Annotated in this window: 10 protein-coding genes; 6 read left to right on the forward strand and 4 right to left on the reverse strand. The window is 51.6% G+C overall.

Features of this window, described 5'->3' with window-relative positions:
- Positions 1-201: 201 nt before the first annotated feature.
- A complete protein-coding gene (locus AB1656_05500; GenBank protein ID MEW6234823.1) occupies positions 202-1296 on the reverse strand; it encodes a lysylphosphatidylglycerol synthase transmembrane domain-containing protein in 1095 nt (364 codons plus the stop codon).
- Positions 1296-2489: a nickel pincer cofactor biosynthesis protein LarC gene (gene larC, locus AB1656_05505; protein ID MEW6234824.1), complete on the reverse strand. Its 1194-nt coding sequence runs from the start codon at positions 2487-2489 to the stop codon at positions 1296-1298. The genes AB1656_05500 and larC overlap by 1 nt, the downstream gene beginning before the upstream one ends.
- A gap of 227 nt (positions 2490-2716) precedes the next feature.
- Here larC and AB1656_05510 point away from each other — a divergent pair, with 227 nt between their 5' ends.
- From AB1656_05510 to AB1656_05535, 6 genes are all read left to right on the forward strand, one after another.
- Positions 2717-3859: an iron-containing alcohol dehydrogenase gene (locus tag AB1656_05510; protein ID MEW6234825.1), complete on the forward strand. Its 1143-nt coding sequence runs from the start codon at positions 2717-2719 to the stop codon at positions 3857-3859.
- The gene (locus tag AB1656_05515; protein MEW6234826.1) at positions 3850-5133 is read left to right on the forward strand and encodes an O-antigen ligase family protein; all 1284 of its coding nucleotides are present in this window, start codon (positions 3850-3852) and stop codon (positions 5131-5133) included. The genes AB1656_05510 and AB1656_05515 overlap by 10 nt, the downstream gene beginning before the upstream one ends.
- Positions 5130-6326, forward strand: a complete 1197-nt coding sequence (locus tag AB1656_05520; protein ID MEW6234827.1) for a glycosyltransferase family 4 protein — start codon at positions 5130-5132, stop codon at positions 6324-6326. Before AB1656_05515 ends, AB1656_05520 begins: the two co-directional genes overlap by 4 nt.
- Positions 6323-7102: a WecB/TagA/CpsF family glycosyltransferase gene (locus tag AB1656_05525; GenBank protein MEW6234828.1), complete on the forward strand. Its 780-nt coding sequence runs from the start codon at positions 6323-6325 to the stop codon at positions 7100-7102. Before AB1656_05520 ends, AB1656_05525 begins: the two co-directional genes overlap by 4 nt.
- Before the next feature lie 173 nt (positions 7103-7275).
- Positions 7276-8442 carry a Fic family protein gene (locus tag AB1656_05530; GenBank protein ID MEW6234829.1) on the forward strand — a complete coding sequence of 389 codons (1167 nt, stop codon included), beginning with the start codon at positions 7276-7278 and terminating at the stop codon, positions 8440-8442.
- A gap of 469 nt (positions 8443-8911) precedes the next feature.
- A complete protein-coding gene (locus tag AB1656_05535) occupies positions 8912-9217 on the forward strand; it encodes a transcriptional regulator (protein ID MEW6234830.1) in 306 nt (101 codons plus the stop codon).
- A gap of 16 nt (positions 9218-9233) precedes the next feature.
- On the opposite strand, the gene AB1656_05540 is transcribed toward AB1656_05535, so the two are convergent.
- Both AB1656_05540 and AB1656_05545 read right to left on the reverse strand, forming a co-directional pair.
- Positions 9234-9800, reverse strand: coding sequence for a DUF502 domain-containing protein (locus AB1656_05540; GenBank protein ID MEW6234831.1), 567 nt, complete (start codon positions 9798-9800; stop codon positions 9234-9236).
- 3 nt (positions 9801-9803) lie between these two features.
- Positions 9804-9935 (reverse strand): hypothetical protein, encoded by a 132-nt coding sequence (locus tag AB1656_05545; protein ID MEW6234832.1) that lies wholly within the window; start codon positions 9933-9935, stop codon positions 9804-9806.
- Between the last annotated feature and the right edge of the window lie 113 nt (positions 9936-10048).

Consider the following 10048-nt stretch of genomic DNA (forward strand, 5'->3'; position numbering starts at 1 on the left):
ATGGGGAGATAGCGGTAGACGATAATCTTTGGCGGCGATAATTGATATTCCGAGAGAATAAAGGGACGTACAGGGCAACGGTCCAGTTCCTGGATATCCACTTCCAATCCCAACTGGCGAATCCAATCCAATAGGGCCTGCGGCGCTTGCAGTTCCTGATCGTAGGGTAATTGCATCGGCAGCTGCCTTTAGGAAGCGGCGTTATTTTTCCTCATTGGCCGGAAGTCGATCCTGGATATGGGAAATCTCCTTGAAGGAAACGCCCATGATAACGAGGCAGATAAAACCGAAGAGGATCGTCGGCGGCACTTGCGAAAGCCACATCACCCAGGCCGCCGCGCCCGCCGTGTTTTTTTCGATAAAAAAAGTGCGGTTCAGAATAACCAGCAAGGCGAAATGATACATGCCCACATAGCCCGGCATTTGGGGAAACATGACGGCGAAGCAAAGCCCCGCCATGACGAATAACGCGCCGGTCATGCTAATGATGGTAATATCCAACGACCAGAAGATAACCAGCTCGCTCCAAGTAACCGAAATCCATAATAACAAAGTTAAAAGAATGCAATAAAGAATCGCGAGCGGGCGGCGCAAAGTTGATGCGCCTTTCTCGAAAGATTCCACAGCTTTCAGCATCGGTCTGGATATTTTTTGCGGCAGGGGCCGGAACAATTTTTCCGCCGTTCTCAGACTCCATTCCGGCGCGTAACTCATGACGCCAATGGCGCCGATAAGGGCGATGAAGACAAAGACGCCCATCTTGGCGATCCCTTCGATCCAATCCAATGGATTAGCGATTTGAGGCGCGGATGCGCCGTTGATAGCCGTGATAGGTTGGGAGAAATCGGCGCCGGCGGGCGGGGCGGCGGGAAAGGGATAAATCCAAAAAACAAAGGCGAGGATGAGCAATAAACCCAACAGATCGAAGACGCGCTCCATGATGATGGTTGCCAAAGCGGTGGAAAAGGCGTGAGTGGAGGAGCGCCAAACGAGGAAAGGCCGGATCAATTCGCCCATGCGGGCGGGAAGCACGCCGTTGGCCATAAAGCCGATGTTATTGATCAAAAACAATTTCCCCAAAGGAACAAGCGGTTGTCCTAAAAAAATTTGCCAGCGTATAGTGCGAATCAACATGGAAAGAACCTGCACAGCGATGGCCAGCAGGAAATAACCAATATGAACTTGGGACATGTGCGCCCAGACGACAGACCAATCGTCAATGCTTTGGGAAAAAAGATAGAGACAGAATCCACCCAGGATGAGAGCGGCGACGATTTGAAACTTCTTGGATTTCATTATTGATTGTCCTGAGATGAAAGTATGGAATCGGGATCGAAGCGCCGCTGCGCTTCTTCATATATACGGGCGATGGGAACGCCGGTCTCGCGGTGAATTTTCATGCAATCGTCGTATTCTGGCGTGAAGCGCTTTTCTACGCCGAAGCCCCAGCTGACTTTTCCTCGAATCGGCCCCCAGGAAGTTGAGACATTGGCGGACTGCCGCAGCAGCGTGCGGCGCTCGCACTCGTAAAAGCGGAGACCGATAGTGGAACTTTGGCGCAAGACAACGCGGGCCAGCTCTTCTTTCAAATGAAGCGGCGCCAAAACCGTCAGCTGCGTGGCGGGCCGATTTTTCTTCATCATGATGGGAGTCAAAGTCGCGTCGAGCGCTCCCGCTTGGAAGAGGCTCTCTATCAGCGGCTCGAAGAATTCAGGATTCATATCGTCGATATTGGTCTCGAGGACGGCGATAACGTCGCGTCCGGCTTCGGCCTCGCCGAGGAAAACGCGCAGCAAATTCGGCCTCCCCTCGATAACGCGGGAACCGGCGCCGTATCCCACAGTCTCAAGAATCATAGAGGGCATGGGAGATGATCCCGCGCAAAGGGCGTTCAGCAGAGCCGCTCCGGTGGGAGTAACCATCTCCAACGTTCCGCCGTTGGAATAGAGGCTGAAGCCGCGCAAGAGTTCCGCCGTGGCGGGGACGGGCAGCGGCAGGCGGCCATGCTGCGTTTCGCCGGAAAATCCCTCGCCGACAGGGATTTTGGAACAAGCGAATCGCTCGACGCCCAAGAGATGAAGGCCGAGCAAGGTTCCGGAGATGTCGACGATGGCGTCGAAACAACCGACTTCGTGAAAATGGATATGATCGAAGGGTTTGTTGTGAACTTTGCCTTCCGCTTGGGCGAGGGCGGTGAAGACTTGTTCAATGCGCTGGCGGACATTGCCCGGCCAGCTTATGCGATCGGCGATTTGCAGCACGTCGGCGAGATGGCGATGGACGTGATGCTCTTCTTCCACCTGGACGTGAACCTGAGTCCCCGCCAGTGGGCCGCGTTGAACTTTTTCGGCGCGCAGGTCGAATCCCGGTATATTCAGACCGGCCAGATGGTTTTTAATTTCTTCCAGCGGACAGCCCGCATCCACTAAGGCGCCTAAACACATATCCCCGCTGATTCCAGAGAACGCATCGAAGTATATTATTTTCATCGAATAAACGCCTTAGCCTTTCCACTGCAATTTTGGGCATATCCAAGAATCGTTATAAATTTCCTTGCCTTTATCCCTTTACTAAAGAGCGAGAAGATGAGAAACGCGAGATAGTATTCCTATACAGTCAAAACGCCCGCGCTCGTTTCGCCGTTTCGTCTTTGCATTCGGACGCGAAAGGCTCACAATAGAATTCTATGGTTAAAAACACATTAGGGTAAATAGCCATGAACTTTCAATTTTACTCTCCAACGAAACTTATCGTAGGGGCGGGAAAAGCGGCGGCGGCTGGAGATATCGCCGGGGAATTTGCAAAAACGGCGCTAGTAATTTACAGCCAATCTCTACGTCAAACCTCCATCGTCTTCGATTCGTTGCGATCCAAAGGCATAAAAATTGTCGAATATAAAAAACCGTCCGGCGAACCGGACGTAGAGACGGTTGACGCGGCGGCGGATGCAGCGAGACGGGCGCAGTGCGGCGTTATCGTATCCATCGGCGGCGGTTCTACGATCGATCTCGCCAAAGCGGCGGCGGGATTGGCGTCAAACGGGGGCAGCGTTGTGGAGTACTTGGAAGAAGTAGGAACGGGACGGCAAGTTGTTAAGCCAGCCCTGCCGCATATCGCCCTGCCAACGACGGCGGGGACGGGAGCGGAAGTTACGAAAAACGCCGTTATCTCTTCGCGGACGGGACGGTTCAAGAAAAGTTTCCGCAGCCCTTATCTTTTTCCCGCCGTTGCGATTCTCGACGCCCAGCTGACGGAGAGCCTGCCGCCGCAACAAGCGGCGTACAGCGGCATGGACGCCATCACGCAGTTGATCGAAGCGTTCCTGACGCGAAAGGCCACGCCGATTACGGACGCGCTAGCGCTGCATGGATTGGAATTGGCGCTGCCGTCCATCCACGACGTTTGCCGCGAGGGCAGTTCCATCGAAGCGCGAGAGAATATGTTGCTGGCTAGTACGCTCAGCGGGATATGCCTAGCCAACGCCGGATTGGGTTTAGCGCATGGATTCGCTTCCGGCTTGGGCGCGTTGTACGATATTCCTCACGGCAAAGCGTGCGCCATTCTCTTGCCTCACGCGATGAGAATCAACCTTAATGCCGCGCAAGCGAAACTAGCGCGGATTGGGGCGCTTTTCTCGAATAGCGGATCGGCGAACGAAGAAGCGTTAGCGGATCGCGCCGTGAAAGTGATCGAACAACTGACCGCCGAATTGGGAATTCCCGCCGATTTGAAATCGCTGCGCATTCCGACGGATGAACTTGATTTGTTGGCGAAGATGTCGATGGGGAACAGCATGAGAGGAAATCTCGTAGAGATTACGCAGGAATTGGCGAAGGAACTTTTGAGTCAATGGATATGAAAACAAAATGGCGTTGGGGCGTTGAGTGGGCGGCACTGTCCATCGTCGTCGTCAGGCCGTCGTTGGATGCGTTAACCGAAGCGGCCATTCCGCTGGGACCATTAAAATTCAACCTGGCGGGGGGCGTTAGTTTGGGATTAATGGCTCTTGGCGTTTTTTGGTTTTTCTTGTTGGAAAAGAACGAGCGTTGGAGAATCGGCGCCGAGCCATTGTTTTGGATTACAGCGGCTTGGCTGACAGTTCTTTGCCTATGGGCGTTTATCCCCGTCTTGCAGCATGGAACGAGCTGCTTGTATGGCGTACGCGAATGGCTGCGATTGCTTTCCTATTTGCCGCTGTTCGCCATTTTGCATAACGCCGCGCGCGAAAATCGGGGACGGCGGATTGTCGCCGCGTTGTTTATTTCCTTGTTGATTCCCTGCCTGACAGGTTTTTATCAATTGTTATTTCATGAAGGAGCGATAGTGCGGGGCGTACATCGGATTCAGGGGACGTTCGTTCATCCCAATCCTTTTTCGTTCTATTTATCGTTAATGATTGGCCTGACTTATTGGCAATGGCGATGGAGCGAACGCCGCGCCGCTTGGATGGCGTTGATGATTGGGGAAATGATCTTGCTATTGGCGACATTCAGCTTCACCGGTTTAGCCATGCTGGGAACAATGGGGTTGAGCATCGCGATGGGCGAGAGCCGCCAGCTGCGCCGAATTGCATTGGCGGCGGGGATTCTGTTTCTCGCCGTATTCATTGCTACGCCCACGGGGCGTTATCGTATATGGGAAGAAATGGGCATCGAAAATTTGGACGAAATCGAGAGCACTCATCGCATGACCAACTCGCTGACGTGGCGGCTGCTCAATTGGCGGTTTCTTTACCGGGAATGGGCGAAAAGCCCGTGGGTAGGTTTTGGATTGAATAGTACGCCTAAGATCAATCCCATGAGAAACGCGCAAGGCGTTGGACACGATCCACATAACGATTACGTGCGCTACTTGGCGGAAACCGGAGCGCTGGGTTTGGCGGGTTTTTTGGCGTGGGCGATAGGGATTGGAGCGGGGCTGCGGCGCTTGCTGGACGCCGCGGCGGCGGGACCGGCGCGCAGTCTGGCGCTAATGGCAATAGGCGTTTACATCGCCTGGCTGGTTGGGAGTCTGAACGATAACCTCATCACGGCGACGGCGTATCAGTATTGTTTATGGGCAATCTTCGCGGCGGCTTGCGGCTGGACGCAATTGGATTCCAGCCAAACGGACGCGCCGGAGACGGCTCCATGACGCCGCGCCTTGTTACTATACATCCCTTCGATCCTTGGGGAAGCAAAATCGGCGGCATTGAAAGCGCCATTCGGACAATGTTTCAATATGCGCCGGCCGATTGGCCGACGGCGTTGATCGGAGCGACGGAGAATCCCGATCAACGGCCATTAGGAGCGTGGAGAGAATTGGATTTTCACGAAAAAAAACTGGCCTTTTATCCCATACTCAAAGATTTGCAACCAAACCAACGAAGACGGATTCCCTTGTTTCTGCGATTTCCGTTGCGATTGCGTAGAGAAAAATTCGATTTGGATAATGACGTATTGATCTATCACCGCATCGAGCCGCTGGCCTTCGCATCGATTCCCAGCTCAAAAAAGGCGCTGATTTTTCATGGCGATCCCGATGAAATAACAGGACCGCAATCCGAAGTGCGCTGGCGGCATGTTCCTTGGCTGTACCGGAAAATGGAGTCGTTGGCGGTTGGACGCGCCGATAAGATTTTCGCCGTCAGCCGCCGGGGAGTGGAGACGCTGCAAAAGCGATACCCCAAGCGAAGAGAAGATATAATTTTCCAGCCGGTATGGCTAAGCGGCGAATCGTTTCATCCAGCGGAGGATAAAGATAAAGTCCTAACGCAAGTTGCGGAGCGATACGGGTTGCCGCCGAACAAGCGCTTCGTTCTTTTTGCGGGAAGATGGGAGAAGCAAAAACATCCGTTGCTGGCGTTGGAAGCGTTCTCCCAGCTGGCGGAAACGGAAAGAGCCATTCATTTGCTCCTGGCGGGAGAAGGAAGCCTGCAAGCGGAAATGGAGCAGCGCATCCGCCGCTTGAATTTGAGCGGACGGGCGCATCTCTTAGGACCGTTGCCGCCCGAAAGGCTGGCTGAGGCGATGCAAGCCAGCTGCGCTTTATTGATGTCGTCGCATTTCGAAGGGATGCCGATCCTGGCGTTGGAAGCGCTGGCCTGCGGTTTGCCAGTCGTTTCCACGGCGGCTGGGGAAATCCCGGCGATTATCGAGAATGGACGATCGGGGCGCATCGTACGCGATTTCACGCCGCCAGCGCTGGCGGAAGCTTTGCGCGATGTCGTCTCGCATCCAGAGCCATACCGGCAAAAGTATTGCGTCCAAGCAGCCAGCCCTTACCAGCCCGCAGCGGCGCTGGCCGCGTTTTTTGCGGCGTTGCGCCAGTGGTCGAAAACGACATGACGGAAAACCGTATTACTCTCTTCGATATCCCCATCGACAATCTCTCGATAGAGGACGCCATCAATAAGATAATTCAGAGATTGGCGGGAGAAGGCGCAGTACGGATTTATTTCGTCAACGCCCATGGCGTGAACGTCTCGCGCATCGACTCCGAATATTTGCATATTTTGCAGAAGGGAGATTGCATTTTCGCCGACGGCGTTGGGATGCGCTGGGCGGCGCGGGCGATGGGGACGCCATTGTTGGACAACGTCAACGGCACGGATTTATTCCCCCGATTGTGCCCGCTTCTGCAAGAGAGTTCTTTTCGGGTGTTCCTTTTGGGCGCAGAGCTGGGCGTAGCGCAGAAAATGGCGGAAGAGATTTGCAAGAATTACCCCGGCCTTGCAATTAGCGGATGGCATCACGGATACTTTTCGCCGCAAGAAGAAGAAGAGGTTATCCAGAAAATCCGCGCCGTCAAAACGGACTTGTTGCTGGCGGCGCTGGGCGTACCCAAACAGGAGAAATGGCTGGACGAGCATCTGCATAAAACGGGGGCGCGAGTAGGAATAGGCGTCGGAGGATTGTTCGATTTCTATTCCAACCGCATTCCCCGCGCGCCCCGCTGGATGCGAAAGATGGGGCTGGAATGGTTGTACCGGTTGTATCGGGAACCCAAGCGATTATGGCGGAGGTATGTATTAGGAAATGGCTATTTCTTGCTATTGTTGGTTGCCGCCTATCTCAAAATTCCCTTGGATAAACTAGATAAATTCAAACCGCGCCTCGATTGAGGGACGCAAAGGTGAAAGAATGCGGCGGAGCATGAAACTCTAACGCCTTTACTTCAGTAATAAACTCATTATGATATATCAAAATTGATATTTATCCATTATCAAAAAATGATAAATATTTACATATCTATCAGATATTATTATATTTAATATGAACACTTTCAAATATCAAAATGAATTCTTATTTAAAGACTTATCCATGGTTGACTTTTCGATTGGATTTGCGCCAAGCCAAGCCGCGATTTTGGATTTTGCTGGGCGAAGCGCTATCCAAATGCGAGCATATTTCTGGCGTTCCCTTGCGTCCGGCGACGGCGAAAGAGTTGCATAACGTTTATCTGGCCAAAGGAATCATGGCGACCACGGCCATCGAGGGCAACACCCTGACGGAGAGCGAAGTCCGGGCGAGAATCGAGGGCGCCTTGCCGCTTCCTCCTTCCAAAGAGTATCTTGGTCAGGAGGTAGACAATATATTGGAAGCCTGCCATGAAATCGCCTCTCGCTTGTTCTCTCCCGGCTATAGCGAAAAAATAACGATCGAACAAATCAAAAATTACAACCGGCTGGTTTTAAAAAAATTGCCGTTGAGTTCCGAAGTAATTCCGGGGGAGATTCGAAAACACGCCGTAGGAGTCGGCCAATATCGCTGCCCGACTCCCGCCGAATGCAAAACGCTATTAGAAAAATTATGCGTTTTTTTAAACGAGGATTTTCAAGGTTCAGATCTGCCGCGCATGGCGTATTCCATTTTAAAAGCCATCATGGCTCATCTCTATCTCGCTTGGATTCATCCTTTCGGCGACGGCAATGGCCGGACGGCGCGTTTGCTGGAATTCGAAATTCTTTTAGCTGCCGGAACTCCTACGCCCGCCGCTCATCTTCTCAGCAACCACTACAATGCGACTCGGCATGAGTATTACCGGTTGCTGGATTACGCCAGCCGATCGGGAGGGGATGTCATGCCCTTTCTGGATTATGCGATTCAAGGTTTCGTGGACGGCTTGCGGGAACAATTGGCCATTATCCGGGAACAGCAGCATGACGTGGCGTGGCGAAATTACATTCACGAATTGTTTAAAGATAAAACCAGAAAAACAAATGTACGCCGCCGTCAATTAGCGTTGGATTTGTCTCAAATAAATGAACCCACGCCGGTTTCAAAAATCCGCCGGTTGAGTCCCCGGTTGGCGGAATACTACGCCCAAAAATCGCCTATAGTAATTTTACGGGATATCGACGATTTAATAAGAATGGGATTGGTGGAAAAAACCAAAGAAGGGATCCGAGCCAAACGAGAAATCATTCTATCCTTTCTACCGCAAACGCGGCGGGATACTTGATGAGCGCTTTTTTTAACTCGCGTTTCGTTATTCCATACCCCTTTCCCCAAAGAGAGAGCGCTTTCGAGGATTTTTGCTTTGGATAAAAAATTGGTTGAATTTGTAGGGAACTATAGTACACTATTGATAAGATTATGGAATTATACGCAACCGTTTGGAGTCTTGAGGCTTATTGTACGCAACGCGGAAAAACGCCTTTTATCGAATGGCTTGAATCCCTTGATAGGAGCGATCAAAAGAGGATTGAGGTTCGATTGGGTAAACTACGATATGGAAACTTTGGAGACAGCAAAAGCGTAGGCGAAGACGTTTACGAGTTGCGGTTCACTTTTGGAAAAGGATTTCGCATTTACTATGGTCGAGCTGGAAACCGGCTTATTTAATTGCTTTGCGGAGGGGATAAAAGTAGTCAACAGCAAGATATTAAACAGGCAAAAAACTATTGGAATCAATACAAAAAGGAATCGTCATGAGTCCTGCGATCGATTTTCACGCTTATAAATTGGAAAAAATCCGCGATCCCGAATACGCCAAGGAATACCTGCGGCTGGCTCTCGAAGACAGCCGCAAAGAAAACGATCGGCAACTCTTTTTACTTGCGTTGAGGGATGTAGTGGAAGCGCAAGGAGGCATTCCCGCGTTAGCCCCAAAAATCGACATGCCCAAACGAAGCTTATATAAAGCTATTTCGGAAAATGGAAATCCCCGCTTTCACACTCTCGAAAAAATTCTCGACGGCCTTGGTCTTCGATTGTCAGTAGAATCTGCGAGATAAAAAAACTCTGTCCATCCTACTTCTTCTCCCCGCCCGCTGTGACGCCGCCGGACATGACGAAGGCCATGACGTCGGAACTGTCCGCTTTTAGTCTCTCCACTTGATCCTTGGGGAAGAGAAAGAGGTTTCCCGCGAAGTTGAAGGATTGGGGCAGGTAGACGGCGACGTAATCCTCCAAGCCGAAATTCTTCAAACTTTCCCGCGTAACGAAGCCGATGACCTTGGCGGCGCCGCCGGGGATGAGGGTTACGGCAACGGGCTTGTCGAAACTCTTTTTATCTCCAACGAAGGCGCCGATAAGATCCTTGATGGAGGAATAGAAAATTTTGAGCAGGGGCAGACGGGCGAAAAGCCGGTCGATCAAATCGAAAAACCATCGGAAAAGAACGCTGGAAGCCAAATAACCAACTGTGATAATGATCACCAGCGTGGCCAGAAAGCCGAATCCTGGAATATTGAAGGGAAGAATGCCTCGCAGCAGGCCGTCGATAAACGTAAAGAGTTTGATTATGGCGTAAATCGTTGCGATTAAGGGGACCAGAACCAACAGCCCTTTTCCAAAGTTCTTGGTGATGGATTTCATCTTTTACTCCTCAATGCTATTTTGTTGCGAATCTTCTTCGTCCCAATTCTGCCGGGGATTGCTGCGAAGATTCGCTAATATATTCACGATTTTCGTTGAACTGAGCGTCAATACGACGCCAATGTCAAGCGACAATTATTCTTCCCCCTCGACGACAATTATTTTTCCCTGTTTGACTCAGCAACCAATCCGTCTTTGAAACGCGGTTATAGGAATGTAGATTTGTGATTTTTTCCTCCTGGGCCTGG

This window comes from Candidatus Omnitrophota bacterium (assembly GCA_040755155.1).
In the GTDB taxonomy this organism is placed as follows: Bacteria; Hinthialibacterota; Hinthialibacteria; order Hinthialibacterales; family Hinthialibacteraceae; genus JBFMBP01.